The sequence below is a fragment of the Sphingomonas sp. Leaf67 genome (assembly GCF_001421965.1).
GTDB lineage: Bacteria > Pseudomonadota > Alphaproteobacteria > Sphingomonadales > Sphingomonadaceae > Sphingomonas.
The window spans coordinates 243,579-260,124 of sequence record NZ_LMLP01000019.1 but is presented as its reverse complement, the minus strand read 5'-3'; the positions used below and the strand labels follow the sequence as shown (position 1 = coordinate 260,124).

Annotated in this window: 17 protein-coding genes; 3 read left to right on the top strand and 14 right to left on the bottom strand. The window is 65.4% G+C overall.

From position 1 onward, the window contains the following. Positions 1-188 precede the first annotated feature (188 nt). Positions 189-1,826, bottom strand: coding sequence for a M28 family peptidase (locus tag ASE90_RS10660; protein WP_055999915.1), 1,638 nt, complete (start codon positions 1,824-1,826; stop codon positions 189-191). Between the two features lie 178 nt (positions 1,827-2,004). On the opposite strand from ASE90_RS10660, the gene ASE90_RS10655 reads away from it, so the two are divergent. After that, entirely contained in the window at positions 2,005-3,471 is a 1,467-nt protein-coding gene (locus ASE90_RS10655; RefSeq protein ID WP_156361532.1) for a glycoside hydrolase family 125 protein, read from the top strand. A gap of 163 nt (positions 3,472-3,634) precedes the next feature. Here ASE90_RS10655 and ASE90_RS19710 read toward each other — a convergent pair whose 3' ends face one another. The 10 genes from ASE90_RS19710 to ASE90_RS10620 all read right to left on the bottom strand — a co-directional run bounded on the left by ASE90_RS19710 (position 3,635) and on the right by ASE90_RS10620 (position 9,622). Beyond that, positions 3,635-3,826, bottom strand: a complete 192-nt coding sequence (locus ASE90_RS19710; RefSeq protein WP_156361531.1) for a hypothetical protein — start codon at positions 3,824-3,826, stop codon at positions 3,635-3,637. Further along, positions 3,823-3,969, bottom strand: a complete 147-nt coding sequence (locus tag ASE90_RS19705; RefSeq protein ID WP_156361530.1) for a hypothetical protein — start codon at positions 3,967-3,969, stop codon at positions 3,823-3,825. Before ASE90_RS19705 ends, ASE90_RS19710 begins: the two co-directional genes overlap by 4 nt. Before the next feature lie 137 nt (positions 3,970-4,106). Next, positions 4,107-4,247: a hypothetical protein gene (locus ASE90_RS19700; protein WP_156361529.1), complete on the bottom strand. Its 141-nt coding sequence runs from the start codon at positions 4,245-4,247 to the stop codon at positions 4,107-4,109. Between the two features lie 58 nt (positions 4,248-4,305). Further along, on the bottom strand, positions 4,306-5,430 hold the full coding sequence (locus tag ASE90_RS10650; RefSeq protein ID WP_055999912.1) for a metallophosphoesterase: 1,125 nt from the start codon (positions 5,428-5,430) through the stop codon (positions 4,306-4,308). 127 nt (positions 5,431-5,557) lie between these two features. Next, positions 5,558-5,812 carry a hypothetical protein gene (locus ASE90_RS10645; protein ID WP_056000205.1) on the bottom strand — a complete coding sequence of 85 codons (255 nt, stop codon included), beginning with the start codon at positions 5,810-5,812 and terminating at the stop codon, positions 5,558-5,560. A gap of 47 nt (positions 5,813-5,859) precedes the next feature. Continuing rightward, positions 5,860-6,099: a DUF3253 domain-containing protein gene (locus ASE90_RS10640; RefSeq protein ID WP_056000202.1), complete on the bottom strand. Its 240-nt coding sequence runs from the start codon at positions 6,097-6,099 to the stop codon at positions 5,860-5,862. Positions 6,100-6,255: 156 nt separating this feature from the next. Continuing rightward, on the bottom strand, positions 6,256-7,083 hold the full coding sequence (locus ASE90_RS10635) for a hypothetical protein (protein ID WP_055999909.1): 828 nt from the start codon (positions 7,081-7,083) through the stop codon (positions 6,256-6,258). A gap of 38 nt (positions 7,084-7,121) precedes the next feature. After that, entirely contained in the window at positions 7,122-7,595 is a 474-nt protein-coding gene (locus ASE90_RS10630; protein ID WP_055999906.1) for a nuclear transport factor 2 family protein, read from the bottom strand. A 280-nt stretch (positions 7,596-7,875) separates the two neighbouring features. Continuing rightward, a complete protein-coding gene (locus tag ASE90_RS10625; RefSeq protein WP_055999903.1) occupies positions 7,876-8,121 on the bottom strand; it encodes a hypothetical protein in 246 nt (81 codons plus the stop codon). Between the two features lie 142 nt (positions 8,122-8,263). Then, entirely contained in the window at positions 8,264-9,622 is a 1,359-nt protein-coding gene (locus ASE90_RS10620; protein ID WP_055999900.1) for a M28 family peptidase, read from the bottom strand. 191 nt (positions 9,623-9,813) lie between these two features. Between ASE90_RS10620 and ettA the strand changes: the two genes are divergently transcribed. Together ettA and ASE90_RS10610 are read left to right on the top strand one after the other, a co-directional pair. Beyond that, positions 9,814-11,493 (top strand): energy-dependent translational throttle protein EttA, encoded by a 1,680-nt coding sequence (ettA, locus tag ASE90_RS10615; protein WP_055999897.1) that lies wholly within the window; start codon positions 9,814-9,816, stop codon positions 11,491-11,493. A gap of 4 nt (positions 11,494-11,497) precedes the next feature. Continuing rightward, complete coding sequence (locus ASE90_RS10610; RefSeq protein WP_055999893.1) at positions 11,498-12,679, top strand: sensor histidine kinase; 1,182 nt, start codon at positions 11,498-11,500, stop codon at positions 12,677-12,679. Positions 12,680-12,990: 311 nt separating this feature from the next. Here the strand turns inward: ASE90_RS10610 and ASE90_RS10605 are convergent, their stop codons facing one another. From ASE90_RS10605 to ASE90_RS10595, 3 genes are all read right to left on the bottom strand, one after another. Beyond that, positions 12,991-13,767 carry an NYN domain-containing protein gene (locus tag ASE90_RS10605; RefSeq protein ID WP_055999885.1) on the bottom strand — a complete coding sequence of 259 codons (777 nt, stop codon included), beginning with the start codon at positions 13,765-13,767 and terminating at the stop codon, positions 12,991-12,993. A gap of 103 nt (positions 13,768-13,870) precedes the next feature. Further along, the gene (gene greB, locus ASE90_RS10600) at positions 13,871-14,353 is read right to left on the bottom strand and encodes a transcription elongation factor GreB (RefSeq protein ID WP_055999882.1); all 483 of its coding nucleotides are present in this window, start codon (positions 14,351-14,353) and stop codon (positions 13,871-13,873) included. Beyond that, on the bottom strand, positions 14,350-16,497 hold the full coding sequence (locus ASE90_RS10595; RefSeq protein ID WP_235531754.1) for a lytic transglycosylase domain-containing protein: 2,148 nt from the start codon (positions 16,495-16,497) through the stop codon (positions 14,350-14,352). The genes greB and ASE90_RS10595 overlap by 4 nt, the downstream gene beginning before the upstream one ends. Between the last annotated feature and the right edge of the window lie 49 nt (positions 16,498-16,546).

The following is a 16,546-nucleotide window of genomic DNA, read 5'->3' as shown; positions in this document are numbered from 1 at the left end:
TGGTCGTTGCGCAAGCGGAACGCCGGGGCGCGGGCTAGGCTCCATCGATCGATCGACGATAGTCGGAATTGGCCGTGGCGGCGGGGCCGCGTCGCTCCGTCCACCGCCGCACGCCCGCCGAACCGTTCGGCGGATCGCGATGGTCCCGCCAAAGCAGCATGGTACGCGATCTCAGCGCGTTCGGGCGCTCATTTGCCGCTGCGACTGCGATCGCGAATGGCGCGGAACTCGTCGCCGGCTACCCAATTGGGCCATGCGGTCGTGTTCGCTAACTCGCGCCCGATCGTATAGAACAGGTTCAGATCCTGCGCGACACCCGCCCAGTTCCAGTTCGGATCATATTCGTCCTTCGGTCCGTGATAGCGCTTGTCGGTATAGTCCCTGGCCGCAGCCTCTCCCGCCGCCTTGCCACCGGTCACCAGATCGTCGCCCGAATCGAGATAGAGCATCGGCACGCCATGCTTAGCGAGACTGAAATGGTCGGAGCGATAGTAATAGCCGTTCTGCGGCATCGGATCGGCCTCCGCCACCCGGCCCTGCGCGGTCAGCGCGCGGTCCAGATAGGTGTCGAGTTCCGACTTGCCCTTGCCGACGACCACGATGTTGCGTGCCAGCCCAGCCACCGACAATGCGTCCATGTTGATCCCGCCGACCGTCATCGCGAGCGGATAGATCGGATGGTCGCCATAATAGGCCGATCCGAGCAGGCCCGATTCCTCGCCGGTCACCGCCAGATATACTTGGCTGCGTTCGGTCGCCCCCGCCTTCGCATTGGCCTCGGCCAGCCCGATCAGCGCCGCGGTGCCGGTCGCATTGTCGATCGCGCCGTTGCAGATATCGTCGCCATCGGGTGCTGCCTCACACCGGCCGAGATGGTCCCAATGGCCGGTGAACAGCACGATTTCGTCGGGACGCTTGGTGCCCGGCAGGATGCCGACCACGTTTTTGGATGCGTGACGCCGGACCTGATTGTCGAACGACACGCTCGCCTTCACGCCCGTCAGCGGCACGGCGCGAAAGCCCTCGGTCTGCGCGGCAGCGACGAGTTGATCGTAATTCCTGCCCGCCGCACCGATCAGTTGCTTGGCGGCAGCCAACTGTATCCACCCGATCGCCTCGCTCTGGTCCATATGGTTGTTCGCGGCGTCGGCCACCTGTTGCGGGCCGGTCCAGCTCGACTGGACGACGTTCCAGCCATAGGCGGCGGGGACGGTGTCGTGAATGATGATCGCCGCCGCCGCACCCTGCCGCGCCGCCTCCTCGAACTTGTAGGTCCAGCGTCCGTAATAGGTCATCGCTTTGCCGCCGAATGGGCCGTTCAGCGTCTGGCTGGCATAATCGGGATCGTTGATGAGGATCAGTACCGTCTTGCCGCGCACATCGGTGCCGGCATAGTCGTTCCACCCCTTTTCAGGGGCGTTGATGCCATAGCCGACGAACACGACGTCGCTGTTCGCGACCGTCGATTTCGGCGTCACGCGATAGGTGCCGACGACCATGTCGGGGCCATAGTTGAGCGCAATCGGGCTGCCGGCACCGGTGAAGGTCAGCGGGGAAACGTTGCGGCTGGTGATCTCGACCAGCGGCACGTCCTGGAACCAGCTGCCCTTGTTGCCCGGTTTCAGCCCCGCCTTGGCGAATTGCTGCGCCAGATAGGCGAGCGTCTTTTCCTCGCCCGGCGTGCCCGGCGCGCGGCCTTCGAAGGCGTCCGACGACAGGACGCGCGTCGCTTCCTTGACCGTCTCGATCGAGATGGGGGCGGGTGCCGTCTGGGCCAGCGCCGATGCGGCGAAGGTCAGGCAGGGGGCAAGCAAGAACGAACGCATCGAACCTCCGGGGCAACGGGATGACGCGGTTGTGACATGGCGAAGATGGCGACGCAACGCGCCGGACCGGCACGATCGGACCGCCTCCTTGTTCCTGACGAGGCGAAGCCGTCGCATCAGGCTTTCCTCGGCGGCCATTGCAGGGCAACGGTCCCGTGATGCTTATGAAAGGACCGTGATGCCGACCGACCGACGTAATCTGATGGTGCGGGGTGCGCTGCTGGGTGCCGGCCTCGCAAGCGCCGGGATCGCACCGGTCGCGGCGGGGCAGGGAACGGGCGCTCGCTTCCCGAGCAAGCGTCCCGCGCCCGCCGACCGTCGCTTCGTCAGCAGCGCGGTCGAACAGGAAATTGCGCGGGTCAGCCGGATGATCGCCGATCCGGAAGTCGCGTGGCTGTTCGCCAATTGCTATCCGAACACGCTCGACACCACGGTGCGGATGGCGACGGTCGACGGCAAACCCGACAGCTTCGTCATTACCGGCGACATTCCGTGCCTGTGGCTGCGCGATTCCGCTGCGCAGGTAAAATCCTATCTGCATCTCGCCCGGCAGGATGCGAAGCTGCGCGAACTGTTCCGCGGACTGATCGCCCGCCATGCGCGCAGTGTTCTGATCGATCCCTATGCCAACGCCTTCATGGAAGACCCGAGCGCGCCGACTGCGCTATCCTGGGCCAAGGCGGACGATACCGAGATGCGACCCGGCGTCGCCGAGCGGAAATGGGAGATCGATTCGCTCTGCTATTCGATGCGGCTGTCCCACGGCTATTGGCGTGCGACTCGCGATGCCGCGCCGTTCGACATGCAATGGGCCGATGCGATGCGCGCGATCGTCCGTACCTTCCGCGAACAGCAGCGCAAGGACGGCCCTGGTCCGTATAAATTCCAGCGCGCCAGCCGCCAGCCGACCGAGACGTTGCTCGCCGGCTATGGCACGCCGACGCGCAAGAACGGCATGATCCATTCGGGTTTCCGCCCGTCGGACGATGCCTGCCAATATTCGCTGTTCGTGCCAGCCAACCTGTTTGCGGTGACGACGCTGCGCGAAATGGCGCAGGTCGCCAACGAAGCCCGTCGCGACACTGCGCTGGCGGACGACGCCGTTCGACTGGCCGACGAAGTAGCCACCGCGACCGCACAGCATGGTATCATGCGGCTGGCCGATGGAAGCGACGTCTGGGCCTATGAGGTTGACGGCTATGGCAACGCGATCTTCATGGACGACGCCAATGTGCCGTCGCTGTCGAGCCTTGCCTGGCTCGGTTGCGTTCCCGCCGACGACGCGCGGTGGCAGCGTACCGCGAAGGCCGCGTGGAGCGAGGCGAACCCATGGTTCTTCAAGGGCACGGCGGGCGAGGGGATTGGTGGACCGCATCAGGGGGTGAACTATATCTGGCCGATGTCGCTGATCGTGCGTGCGCTCAGCACGACCGACGACGCGACCATCCTGCAATGCCTCGCCACGCTCAAGCGGACCCACGCCGGCACCGGCTTCATGCACGAGGCGTTTGAAAAGGACGATGCCGCCAAGTTCAGCCGCGACTGGTTCGCATGGGCCAATGGTCTGTTCGGCGAACTGATTCTGCACATCGCCGCAACGCGACCACGCCTGCTCAAGATGCCGCTCGACGGGATCAAGGTCTAGGTGGACCTGCCCCGCTTGCGTGGTGAGGTATTTGCTCCGTTCGGTACGGTTGGTTTGCATTGCGCCAGGCTGATGTAGTCGAGCGCGGGATGGCGCTGCACCGGGTTGTAAAACCGTGATCGGCTACCCCCGCCCGCGTTTAGGTGCAGGAGAGGCCCACGCTTCATTTCCGGTCGGGTGCTGTCGTGGTGAAGTCCTGGCCGATGGTGTTCGATGCGACCGGCCATGCGTGCTCGCGGTCGGTGGTTCGCTTGACCCCCCCCCGCTTCTGCCAGCGGCGCAAGCCGTTTTCGCGCGTCATCTGCGGGCTGCCACAGCGACCAGGGTAGCGTAGCCAAGTGACGAGTGTGGTCATTCGGTCTCGTTGGCGCTGACCATCATGTTCGGCTTGCCACGCTCGAGGATCAGATCGGTCAACTCGTGATACCGCATGCTCGTGCGGTCCGCCTCGACGACCATGCCCGCCCGCCGCTCGCTCATCGCGACATCGAACCGCATGTGGCTCAGCGCGCGCCATCCATCACCGCAGGAGCGGATGTAGATCGAGCGGCAGCAACAACGCCTTGTCTGCCCGATATTCGAAGGACGGCTGCTCCCGCGCCGAACTCAAGGCGGCACGTTCGGGCAGTGATCGATCAGAGCCGCCAAGCCGGGAGAACGGCGGCAGGTAATGCACGCTGGAGGGGGACGTTGACGATTTCGGTCTGGAACGGGCCGGTGCGATAGCCTTTGGCCTTGAGGGCCATGCCTCGCGCAACGGCCAGCGACATGGTCATGCGGTGTTGATGATGGTGATCGGGCGCTACCATCAATCTTGATGGCTGCATCAGCCCGTTACGTCTTGGCCCGCAAGGTGAAGCGGGTCATCTCCGATGGCACGCCGAGGCGGAGCGCGAACCCCGGCCACAGCCCCGTGCCATTGCTGACGTACAGGGTCATGTCACCAACCTGATAGCGGCCCGCGACGAAACCGCCGTTTGCGCGGGCGACGAGCCGATCCATACCCACGATCATGCCGCCATGCGTGTGGCCGGACAGTTGGAGCGACACACCCTTTGCGGCGGCGTCCGGCGCTTGCCGCGGTTGATGATCGAGAAGGACGATCGGCGCATCGGTCGGTGCGCCGCGCAGCGCCAGACCGAGGTCCGGGCCTGCCTCACCCACGCTTGGGGCGGACAGATCGGTCACGCCGGCGACGACCAGTTCCGCGCCGCCGCGCCGGATGACCATATGGGCATTGGGCAGCATCCGGAAACCGAGCGCGGTCAGGTGCCGCATCCATACGCCATAGTCGAAGAAATATTCGTGATTGCCCGGGATCGCCCAGACGCCATCAGGAGCCCGAAGCGCGCGAAGCGGCTCGACATCCTTGCGTCGCATATCGACCGAGCCATCGATGAAATCGCCGGTGACGACGATCACGTCGCTGCTCGCCGCGTTGGCGCGCGCCACGACGGCGCTTGCCCAGGCGCCGGGGAACAGCTTGCTGATGTGAAGATCGGTCAATTGAAGGATGCGATATCCTTCGAATTGCGGCGGCAGACCCGCGACCTGCACGTCGACGTCCCGGATCGGCGGGACCCGCACCGCATTGGCGACGCCGATCGCGCTGGCCACCACCGCCAGACCGGTCGCGCCATATCGCGCCGCATCCGGCAGCCTGACGCTTTGCAACCGGACGACTGCCGTTGCCAGCAGCCCGAGATCGAGCAAGATCTGAACCAGCCACAGCAGTACCAGCGCCCCGAACGCCCAGTTGAAGAGGATGACGACCGGGCGCGGGAACTCGGGTGCGAAGACCGAACCCGAGGACAGCCTGCTCCAGAGGTGATATTGCGATATGACGAGCAGGAGCAGCGCCACGACGATCTTGCTCCAGAGCGACAACGCCAGCGGCCAGAGGGTGCGAGACGCGACGTAGATCGCGGGTATCAGGAAGACGAGGAAGATGATCGGCATCCTTCGAGGCGCGTCGGCAGGCAAGCTGCCCGGGATCGTTCCGCTTTAGCGCCGCTCGGTGCCCGATGCGACCGGCGATCACGAACGTCCGATCGGCCACAATCAGCCGCCCGCCGGACGCAGCGCATCAATGTTCGGTAAGCTCGGCGATCTCGAAATCGAAGCCCCTCCAGCCGTGCCGCCGCGCGGCCTGTTCGGTCAGCGCCTTCTTGCTCGCCGCTTCCCGGACGGAGGTGGCGTGTCCCCAGAAGACCTCGGTCTTTCCGTCGCGCAGGTGCGCGACGATACGCCAGTAATGCGTGAACGGCGCGGCGGTGGGGCCGATCGTCTTCACATAGCCGTCGGCCATCGTCGCGGTCAGGTAGCGCTTCTTCTTCGCCATGTCCGCAGGGTAGCGCACTGCCGACCGGTGTGGGAGGGGAGTTGACCTCAATCGTCGTCGAAACGGCCGATCCGGTACGGTCCCGCCCGCGTCGCCAATGGCTTCCCCTTCCAGCTCAGCCGCACCGATCCGTCGCGGACCAGCCCGTCGACCGCCGTGTGGACCGACGGCATCATACTGCGCCAGTCCTCCGGCGACAGCGCACGTGCCACTTCGCTTGGGCAGATCGTCGCGCCTGCCGCGCGCTGCGCGAGAAGGTCCAGTATCGCAGCGCGTGGATCGGTCATACGCGCTACGTCGGTCGCGTACGCCTCCCGGTCAAGCTGCGCGAATGCTGCGGCATCGTCTTTGTCACGCGTCACCGCCGCCCGAGCTTGTTCCGTCCGACCTTACCACCCCGTTGCGCAGGATGGCGGACGGTGACGGGAGCGCATCATCGATCGCTAAAGACCGGCAGGAGCAACGTCTTGCTGCACTATGGTACGGGGCGGGACCAGATGCCATGCCGACCATAGCAGCGCCCCGCTCGCCACCATCGCGGCGACTGCCAGCAGCCCCGGCGGCATGTCGGTCAGCAGCATCACGCAACGATGCCACGCGGCGGTATCGCCGATCGTCTCGAACGCGATCATCTGCGCGGCGGTTGCGATCGCGGCAAAGGCGAAGCCGACACCGCGCGCCTCCCTGCGCATCGCAAGGACGATCGCGATCAGCAGCGTAAGGAGGTTGGCAAGTTCGAACGACAGGTGAAATCCGTCGAACCCCGCCACGCCGCCGCTCGGATAGCCGGGGACCGCCGGCAGCAACCGCCCGAGGATCGGCGGCAGCACCAGCAGCGCCGTTGCAAGCATCGCCGACGCATGCACCGCCACCCGACGCCGCTGCCAGAGCGCATAGGCGACCATCGCGATCACGGCCGCTCCGGCGATCAGGTCGGCGATCGCCAACCGGGCGCCATAGGCGGGGTGGAATGGATCGGCATCGGTCCGCCACGACGATGCCATGCTGTGCAGCGCGAGCGGACCTGCCGCAGCGAACCGCGGCAGGACGACGAACGTGGCGAGGCCGCTTGCCCGGTGCCACGTGATGCGGCCGGTCGCAATCGACCAGCTTTGCATGGTCAGCAGCGCCAGCCATGCGGTCGCGGTGATGCCGTGCGCATGCAGCGCGAACGGTGCGGTCCCCAATCGTCCGAAATAGCCGGGCCAGAAGGCGAGGGCGATCATCGGAAACAACAGGATCAGCCATCGGTGCGCGTGGCGATAGGGCATGAGACCTCCCGAAGTGGCGACGACGAGCCGGTGCCGGCTTACTGCGTTGCGGCGATCGTTGCCTGCCGGGCGATGAGCTGCCAGCTGCCGCTGCGCTTCGCCCAGACATCGGTGAACGGGCGCAACACCTGCTTGCCGGCACCCGGTCCCTTGATCGGGACCATGGTATCATAGCCCATCACCACGGTGACCTCGGGCTTGCGGTCGATCAGCGTGATATGTTTGCGAAAATCGCGATAGTCGATCAGGTCCTGTGCCATCACCGCGATCACTTCCTCACGACGCAGGACGGCGTTGTTCGGCGCGTTGACCACGAAATCCTCGGCCCAGACGGTCCTGACCCCGGCGGCGTCATGCGCCATCATCGCCTTGCCCAACCGGCCATAGGCCGCACCGATTTCAGGCGGCATGGCGATCCCGGGTGCCGGTTGCGCGAGGGCGGGGGATGCCGACAGCAAGATCGCCGCCATCGGCAGGATCCAGTTCCCCAAATTGCCCGCATGTCCGGTCATCGATTGCCTCCCGCCTACGGCCCAAACCATAGCGCGATCCGCTGCCGCCGCCTGTCACCTATTTGGAGTAGGTTGCGATCCATCGGTAGGTACCCCGCCATCCACGACGGGTCCGGCCCGTTGGAAGCCGACAACGAGTAAGCCGCAATGATGCCTCAATCGCGCCATCGTGGGATCGGCGGCGTAACGATTCCACGCACACGAAAAAGGGCGCCGCCGTTGCCGGGGCGCCCTTTCCGAAATCCGGTTTCCCGTGCCCCGAAGGGCGCGGGAACATGGATTACATGCCGTTCAGCTCGGCCGAATTCTCGATCGCGTCCGACGCGTCTTCGGCGTTTTCCGAAGCGTTCATCAGGTCGGCGGCAACGGCTTCGTTCGACGTGTTCTCAGCCTGCGCTTCGAGGTTGTCGGCCAGCATTTCCAGGTTGTCCGACGCTGCGTCCGCGGCGTTGTCGGTCGGGGTGTTCTTGCAAGCGGCGACCGAGAGGAGGCCGGCTGCGGCGGCGACGAGCATGATCTTCTTCATAAGGGTAACTCCCAGAGAAATCCATTTCGCGAAAGGCCGGCGTCACCGCCGTCGCGAAGTTGCCGCAATAGCGCCTTCCACGCCGCCGTCAATCGCCAATTGTGGCAAGAATGGGGCTTTGCGACCAATGGCGAACCGGTGGTCACTTGCGACGAAACGGTCCGATCGGCTCCGGCGCGTTCGTAACGACTGCCAGCATCGCCGTCCATGCCGCTACGTTTTGACGCAATTGTTCGGGGTCTACCTTGTCCAGCGTGTCGTCCGGCGTGTGGTGCAGGTCGAAATAGCGCAGCCCCGATTGGGCCAGATCGACGGCGGCAACATTTTGCGCCAGCGTCGGTCCGATGTCGGTTCCGTCCCCGGCCACGGCGGTTCCTCGCGTGATGCCAAGCGGCGCGAGCGCCGTCGCCAGACGGTCTCCGATCGCGGCCGATTCGGGGGGCAGGGCGACGTCGAACTTCCAGATCCGGTCGGCCCCGAAATCGCTTTCCGCGGCCACGACATGGCGGTCACCGGCATGCGCTTTGGCATAAGCCGCACCGCCGACGCCGCCCACTTCCTCCGCGCCGAACCACACGACCCGGATCGTGCGGAGCGGGCGGCCGGCGTCCATGATCCGCTTGGCGGCGGCGGTGGTGATGCCCAGACCTGCGGCATCGTCGATCGCGCCGGTGCCGAGATCCCAGCTGTCGAGGTGCCCGCCGATCAGGACGATCCCGGCGGCCGGATCGCTGCCCGGAACCTCTGCGATGACATTGCCCGATTCGCGCATGCCGATCTGGCGCGGGGTCAGCGTCAGGCGCAACCGGACCGGCTGTCCGCGCTTGAGCACGCGTTCGAGCTGTTCGGCGTCGGGCACCGACAGCGCACCCGCCGGGATGGGCGTCGTACCGGCTGGAAAGCTGGTGCTGCCGGCATGCGGATTGCGATGATGATCGGTGCCGACCGAGCGGATGACGATCGCCGCCGCCCCCTTCTGCGCAGCGATCGCCGGGCCGGCGCGGCGGACCGCGCCGAATGCGCCATAGCTCGACCCGTCCTGCGTCGCGGCCATGGCGTGGCTGACGAACGCGATTTTGCCCTTCAGGCTACCGTCCGGCGCCGCCTTCAGATCGTCGAGCGTCGGGAAATAGACGATCTCCGCTTCCAGTCCCCTCGCTGGCGTCGCTCCCGAATTGCCGAGCGCGGTGATGGCCAGCGGCTGGGGGAAGGGGCTGACGATCGCGGCGCGCTCCTCGCCCCGGACCCAGACCGGCATCTGATAGGGTTCGATGCGAACATTGCTGAACCCCAATGCCTTCAGCCGCGCCACCGCCCAGTCGCGGGCGCGTGCCTCGTCGGGAGTGCCGGCAAGGCGGGGGCCGATCTCGGTGGTGAGGCCTTCGGTAATGTCCCATGCGACGGTGTCGTTCAGCGCGGCATCGCGCAGCGCCGCGACGTCGATCGACTGGGCGAAGGCGGGAAGGGGTAGGGCAAAGGCGGCTAGGAGCAGGCGGCGCATGGAGTTCCCCTTTTTGGTTCTGCGCCGTTCCATACGGTCAGCTTGGAAGAACGCAAATCCTTGCGGGCGTGGGGAAAGGGCGTTCGGTCCATCTCGCCCGAATGCCCCCGCGTTGCCAAGTCACCGGCCCGTCGCTACATCGCGGCAGACGCTTATACCCCATCCCGACATTCGAAACGGAGCCTTCGGCAATGGCCGTACAGTACAGCTATGTGATGAAGGGTCTGACCAAGACCTTCCCCGGCGCGAACAAGCCGGTGCTGAACAACATCCATCTGCAATTCCTGCCCGACGCGAAGATCGCGATCATCGGTCCCAACGGCGCGGGCAAGTCCACGCTGATGAAGGTCATGGCGGGGATGGACACCGAGTTCACCGGGGAGGCGTGGGCTGCCGACGGGATCAAGGTCGGCTATCTGGCGCAGGAGCCCAAGCTCGACAACACCAAGACGGTGATGGAGAACGTCAAGGACGGCGTGCGCCCGGTCGCCGATCTGGTCGATCGCTTCAACGCCATCTCGGCCGAGATGGGCGATCCGCAGGACGATACTGATTTCGACAAGCTGCTGGAGGAAATGGGCGAGCTTCAGGCGAAGATCGACGCCGTCGACGGCTGGAGCCTCGACAACCAGCTCGAAATCGCGATGGAGGCGTTGCGCTGCCCGCCGGGCGACGCGTCGGTCGAAAACCTGTCGGGTGGTGAAAAGCGCCGCGTCGCGCTGTGCAAGCTGCTGCTCGAAAAGCCGCAGATCCTGCTGCTCGACGAACCGACCAACCACCTCGACGCCGAAAGCGTCGGATGGCTCGAAAATTACCTGAAGGAATATACCGGCAACGTCATCCTCGTGACGCACGACCGCTACTTCCTCGACAATGTCGTCAACTGGGTGCTCGAACTCGATCGCGGGCGCTATTACACCTATGAGTCCAACTACTCGGGCTATCTGGAAAAGAAGGCCAAGCGCCTCGAACAGGAAGAGCGCGACGAAGCCGGCAAGGCCAAGGCGATCCAGGACGAGCTGGCATGGATGCGGCAGACGCCCAAGGCGCGTCAAACCAAGTCCAAGGCCCGCATCCGCGCCTTCGACGAACTGGTCAAGAATCAGGAGAATCGCGCGGTCGGCAAGGCGCAGATCCTGATCCAGATCCCCGAACGCCTCGGTGGCAAGGTGATCGAGGCCGAAGGGCTGACCAAGGCCTATGGTGACAAGCTGCTGTTCGAGAATCTCGACTTCAACCTGCCGCCGGGCGGGATCGTCGGCGTGATCGGCCCGAACGGTGCCGGCAAGTCGACGCTGTTCAAGCTGATTACCGGCCAGGAACAGCCCGATGGCGGTACGATCGAAGTCGGTCAGACGGTGAAGCTCGGCTATGTCGACCAGTCGCGCGACGATCTCGACCCCAACAAGAATGTGTGGGAGGAAGTGTCGGACGGCCTCGACGTGTTCCGCTTCGGCAAGCAGGAACTGGGCACGCGCGCCTATGTCGGCGCGTTCAACTTCAAGGGGCAGGACCAGCAGAAGAAGGTCGGCCAGCTGTCGGGCGGTGAGCGCAACCGCGTCCACATCGCCAAGATGTTGAAGGAGGGCGGCAACGTCCTGCTGCTCGACGAACCGACCAATGACCTCGACGTCGAGACGCTGCGCGCGCTCGAAGAGGCGCTGGAAAGCTTCGCAGGCTGCGCCGTGGTCATCAGCCACGATCGCTTCTTCCTCGATCGCCTGTGCACCCACATCCTCGCCTTCGAAGGCGACAGCCATGTCGAATGGTTCGAAGGCAATTTCGAAGCCTATGAGGCCGACAAGCGTCGCCGCATGGGCGATGCGGCCGATCGTCCGACCCGTCTCGCCTACAAGAAACTGACCCGCTGAGCGCATGCCGGTGGTCGAGGAAAACGGGGCGGGGTCGGACGATCCCGCCGATGCGATCCGGTATCGCCTCGACCAGCAGCGCATTCTCGCCCGGTTCGGGGGGGTCGCGCTGCGCAGCCGCGATATCGACGAAATCGTCCGTGCTGCGGTCGAACTGGCCGCGAACGGAATGCGGACGCGGCTCGCGAAGTTCCTGCATCACGACACGGCGCGCGGCGGGCTGATCGTCCGTGCCGGGGTGGGCTGGAACGAGGGCGTCGTCGGCGGGGCGGAGATAGGTGACGATCTCGGGTCGCCGGCCGGTTTTGCGTTCCAGACCGGCGAACCGGTGATTTCCAATCATCTGCGTGACGAGAAGCGGTTCCGTACCCCTGACTTCATGGCGGACCACGGCGTGAAGCGCGCGATCAACGTGCTGGTGGAGGCGAATGGCAAGCGCTTCGGCGTGCTGGAGGTCGATAGCCGGCAGGACGGGCGGTTCGAGGAAGACGACCTTGCCTTCATGCAGGGCTTCGCGAACCTGATCGGTGTCGCGATCGAACGGCTGGAGGCGGAGAATAATCTGCGCGCCGCGATCGAGCATCAGGAATTGCTGACGCGCGAGGCGTCGCACCGGGTCAAGAACAGCCTCGCCATGGTGTCGGCGATGCTGAACCTGCAAATGCGTGAGGACGACGATCCGCGCGTGCAGCGGATGCTGGGCGACGCGCAGGCCCGTATCGTCGCGATCGGACAGGCGCACGATCAGTTGTGGCAGGGCGAGCGCGTCGGCATCGTCGCGCTCGAACGGCTGCTGTGCGGCATCGTCGACCAGTTGCGCGAACAGGCCCCCGACCATGCGATCGAGTGCGACATCGCGCCGTTGGTGGTGAGCGGCGACACCGCCATTCCGCTGGGATTGCTGCTGACCGAACTGGTCACCAACGCGGTCAAATATGCCTATGGCGAGGGTGGCGGTCCGGTGCGGATCGAAACGCGGTGCGCCGATGGCGCGCTGACGATGACGGTCGCGGATCAGGGTATCGGGCTACCCGAAGGACTGGACCCGACCGCATCGCGGCCGACCAGCCTCGGCATGCGGATGGTGACCAGCCTGACGAGGCAGCTGGGCGGGACGCTGGCGTTCGAGAAGGCTGGGCCGGGGACGCGGGCAGTGTTTTCGATGCCGTTGCCGGAGAAGGTTTAGGGGCTTCCCTGCCTGCCGCCGTTTGCTTCGAGCAGGTTCGAGCGAAGTCGAGAATTATCCGTCGAGAAGTCCTCTCAACGCTTTTCACCGTTCGTCCTGAGTAGCCATTGAGCTTGTTGAAATGGCGTATCGAAGGACTGTGCGCGGCAGGTACTTCGATACGGGCCTTCGACTTCGCTCAGTCCCTACTCAGCACAAACGGAAGGGTAAGTACGAACCCCTTCTCGACGGACGGTTCTCGACAGGCTCGAACCTGCTCGAAGCAAGCGGAGGGATCAGGGAAGCAAACGGATAGACCGAGGCAAGCCCCCTCAAACCAGCTTCACGAACACCCCGGTATCGCGCCGCTCGACCTCGAACGCCTTCACCTTCTCGATCAGGTCGGACAAGCGTTTGAACCCGTAATTGCGCGTGTCGAAGCTCGACCGGTTGGCGGCGCGCTGCCCGACTTCCGACAGGCTGGCAAAGCCGCGCTTGTCGACCTTCGACGCGTCATAGGCGTCCGACAACAGCTTCACGAGCGCGGCGTCGATCTTCTGCTGCTTGCGCGCCGGGGCGGGGGTCGGCTTCGCTGCCGGCGTTGCCGCCGCGGCCGGCACACCGCCGATGGCCGGCGGCAGCGGCATGTTCGCGACATCCTCGACATCCAGCGACCCGACATCGATGAACCGGGTACAGCTTTCGCGGAAGCCCTCGGGCGTGCGGTCGGTGCCGAAGCCATAGACCGGTACCCCTTCCTGCCGGATGCGCTGCGCCAGCGGCATGAAGTCGCTGTCCGACGACATGATCCCAAAACCGGTGATACGGCCGCGCAACAGCAGGTCCATCGCGTCGATGGTCATGCGCATGTCGGTCGCGTTCTTGCCCTTGGTGATGTCGAACTGCTGGAACGGCTCGATTCCGTGGCGCATCAACAGCGCCTTCCAGCTCTTCAACCCCGGTTTTTCCCAATTGCCATAGGCGCGGCGTACATTGACCGTGCCGAACTCGGCCAGCACCGTCAGCACCGAATCGAGATAGGCGGCACCGGCATTGTCGGCATCGATCAGCAACGCGACGTTGCCGGTGGGGTGGGGGAGGTAGATCATGCCCGACGGTCTAGCCCAGGTATCCGCCCGCCGCCATGCCTGCCGAACGCTCGCCCGTCACTCCGGACTTGATCCGGGGTGACGAAGGGGCGGGAGCCCATCCTCAGGGATAGACGATCGCCATCACCTCATATTCCTTGGCGCCCGCCGGCAGCACCACCGTCCGAACGTCGCCGACCGCGCTGCCGCGCAGGGCGCGGGCCATCGGGGAATTCCAGCCGATCCGCCCACGGCCGGCATCGGCCTCGTCGTCGCCGACCAGTTCCAGCGTGCGGTGGTTGTCGTCCTCGTCGCCGATGACCACTGTCGCCCCGAACCAGGCCCGCCCGCGTTCGGTCTGGGCGGCGGGGTCGACGACCCGTGCCGCCTTCATCCGCTTGGCGAGGAACCCCAGCCGCCGGTCGATCTCGCGCAGCCGTTTGCGGCCATAGATATAGTCGCCATTTTCCGACCGGTCGCCATTGCCCGCGGCCCATGCGATGACATCGACCAGCTTCGGTCGCTCGCTGCCCAGCAACTGGTCGTATTCGGCCTTCAACACGGCATAGCCTGCCGGGGTGATATAGTTCGGACGCGGTTCGTTCATCCCGGTCGGTTCTTCCCCAGATACCAGCTCAGATTGTTCGGCCCGCGCGACCGCGCCTTGTCGGTATGGATCAGGTCATAGACGACGGCGTTTTCGAGCACCCGCTGCACATAGCCGCGCGTTTCGGACAGCGGAATCTTCTCGATCCATTCGACCATGTCGACGCCCGGCGTGCGCGGGTCGCCATTGGCGCGCAGGAACTTGTTCACATTGCCCGGCCCGGCATTGTATGCCGCGATCGCCAGCGGATAGCTGCCGCCGTAATAATCGAGCATCCGCTGAATATAGCTCGACCCCAACGCCATGTTGAACGCCGGGTCGTTGAGCGCGGTCGGGCTATAGGTCAGGCCCAGCTTGGTCGCGGTCTCGCGCGCGGTGCCGGGCATCAACTGCATCAACCCGCGCGCGCCGGCGCGGCTGACGGCGGTGCGGTCGAACTGGCTTTCCTGTCGGGCGATGGCGTGGATCAGCGTGAACTGGTCCTGCTGCGGCCCGCCCACCGGCACCGACGGATAGCCCGCCAGCGTATAGTCGCTATGCCCGTTCAGCAGCGCGCTGCGCCCGACCATCACCGCCAGATCGGGCCGGTCGATCGTCTTGGCCAGTTCGACCGCCAGTGCATGGTCGGTGTCGCTGCGCGCATCCTCGGCAATCTTGCGGATGAACAGGCTCTGGTCGGCATATTGGCCGGTGCGGCCCAGATAGCGGACGGCCCGCGCGATCTCGCCGTTCATATAGGCGGTGCGAAGATCGGCCGGCACCGCCGTGGCGACGGCGGTCGCGGGCGGGGCGCGCAGCGGACGACCGATCCGTTCGCTCGCCAACTGGCCATAGAACAGGTCGCCCAGATCGGCGGCCTGCGCATACCAGCGATCGGCGGTCGGACGATTGCCCGCCGCCTCCGCGGCGCGACCCGCCCAGTAATAGCCCTTGGTCCGTACGGTCGGGGTGCGCGATCCGCTGGCATAGCGCGCGAACATGCCGGTCGCATCGCTCGGACGGTTCAGCTGCTGGAGCGCGACGGTGCCGGCCAGCCACGCAAGGCTGGTATAGTCGTCGCGCTCGCCATAGCCGGCATCGGCGACGACCGTGCCCGCAGGAAACGCATCGTCGATCTGCGACGCGATGCGATAGGCGAGATCATATTGGCCGTCCGCCTGTGCCGCGCGCGCATTGGTCAGCAGGACTTCGAGCCATTCCTCGACATCGCCCGGGCTTCGCGACAACCGGCGCGGCTGCGCCAGATAGGCACGCGCCGCCCCCGACTGGCCCGATCCGCGCAGCCAGCTGGCGCGGTCGGCGATATAGCCCGGATCGGCGCGATCGACGCCCGGCTGTTCGGCGCGGACGCTGGCATCGGCGGCATTGGTGCGGAACGCCATGCGCGCGTCGAACGTCGGCCGCATCGCCGCCGAAACATAGGCCATCTGGCGCAGGCCAGCGGTCGTCGCCCCCTGCCACAACAGCCTGTCCATTCGCGCATCGTGATCGGCGGGCCTCAGTCCCTTCGCGAACCGCGCGAGCAACTTCGTTTCGTCCGTTGGGCGCAGCACGCCCCGCCGCCAAGCCGCTTCGGCAGCTTCATATGCCGCATCTAAGGTACCGCCTATTACGAGGTTTGTTGAATGCTGTCTCATCCTGAACTTGTTAGGATCTGACAGAGTTCGCAAATCGTTATTTAGATCGGCTTGCATCTGCTCGGCAGTTGTCAACAGTGCCTCGGCATAGCGCAACTGTCCGGCGGCCGTCCGCGGCGGAAACTTGTCGAAGAAGCGCAGCACCGTCGCCGCATCCTGTCCGCCATCGGGCAGCACCGTTTCAGCCGCCGCGCGCCGGCTGGTCTCGCCCGGAAAGCCCGGATGCGCCAGCAGGAACCGGGCATAGTCGGCGAACGGATAATTGTCCGATTGTTGCAGGCGCTTCCATTCGGACAGCACCGGCTGGATCGGATCATAGGGGACCGGTGCAGGTACCGGCTGCACCATCGGCTGCGCGACCGGCATGGCCGGTTGCGCGCGGGGCAGGGGGTTGGCGGGCAGGGGCATCTGCGGAGCGGTCTGGAACAGCCCGGTGGCCATGGCGGCGCTCGCGACGCCGGTGAGCAGGAACGCGCTCTTGAACACGGTGGTCAGCATACTGGACATGATATGGAAGCCCGCCCTATCTGTCGCCACCTTTTCGGCTCGAATCCCT

Coding starts and splice junctions, on each gene's coding strand:
- ASE90_RS10630 (WP_055999906.1), bottom strand. CDS start 7,595: ATGACCGGACATGCGGGCAATTTGGGGAACTGGATCCTGCCGATGGCG.
- ASE90_RS10650 (WP_055999912.1), bottom strand. CDS start 5,430: ATGCCGATCATCTTCCTCGTCTTCCTGATACCCGCGATCTACGTCGCG.
- ettA (WP_055999897.1), top strand. CDS start 9,814: ATGGCCGTACAGTACAGCTATGTGATGAAGGGTCTGACCAAGACCTTC.
- ASE90_RS10620 (WP_055999900.1), bottom strand. CDS start 9,622: ATGCGCCGCCTGCTCCTAGCCGCCTTTGCCCTACCCCTTCCCGCCTTC.
- ASE90_RS19705 (WP_156361530.1), bottom strand. CDS start 3,969: ATGCGGTTCGATGTCGCGATGAGCGAGCGGCGGGCGGGCATGGTCGTC.
- ASE90_RS10605 (WP_055999885.1), bottom strand. CDS start 13,767: ATGATCTACCTCCCCCACCCCACCGGCAACGTCGCGTTGCTGATCGAT.
- ASE90_RS19700 (WP_156361529.1), bottom strand. CDS start 4,247: ATGACCATGTCGCTGGCCGTTGCGCGAGGCATGGCCCTCAAGGCCAAA.
- ASE90_RS10625 (WP_055999903.1), bottom strand. CDS start 8,121: ATGAAGAAGATCATGCTCGTCGCCGCCGCAGCCGGCCTCCTCTCGGTC.
- ASE90_RS10655 (WP_156361532.1), top strand. CDS start 2,005: ATGCCGACCGACCGACGTAATCTGATGGTGCGGGGTGCGCTGCTGGGT.
- ASE90_RS10640 (WP_056000202.1), bottom strand. CDS start 6,099: ATGACCGATCCACGCGCTGCGATACTGGACCTTCTCGCGCAGCGCGCG.
- greB (WP_055999882.1), bottom strand. CDS start 14,353: ATGAACGAACCGCGTCCGAACTATATCACCCCGGCAGGCTATGCCGTG.
- ASE90_RS10660 (WP_055999915.1), bottom strand. CDS start 1,826: ATGCGTTCGTTCTTGCTTGCCCCCTGCCTGACCTTCGCCGCATCGGCG.
- ASE90_RS19710 (WP_156361531.1), bottom strand. CDS start 3,826: ATGACCACACTCGTCACTTGGCTACGCTACCCTGGTCGCTGTGGCAGC.
- ASE90_RS10645 (WP_056000205.1), bottom strand. CDS start 5,812: ATGGCGAAGAAGAAGCGCTACCTGACCGCGACGATGGCCGACGGCTAT.
- ASE90_RS10595 (WP_235531754.1), bottom strand. CDS start 16,497: ATGTCCAGTATGCTGACCACCGTGTTCAAGAGCGCGTTCCTGCTCACC.
- ASE90_RS10635 (WP_055999909.1), bottom strand. CDS start 7,083: ATGCCCTATCGCCACGCGCACCGATGGCTGATCCTGTTGTTTCCGATG.
- ASE90_RS10610 (WP_055999893.1), top strand. CDS start 11,498: ATGCCGGTGGTCGAGGAAAACGGGGCGGGGTCGGACGATCCCGCCGAT.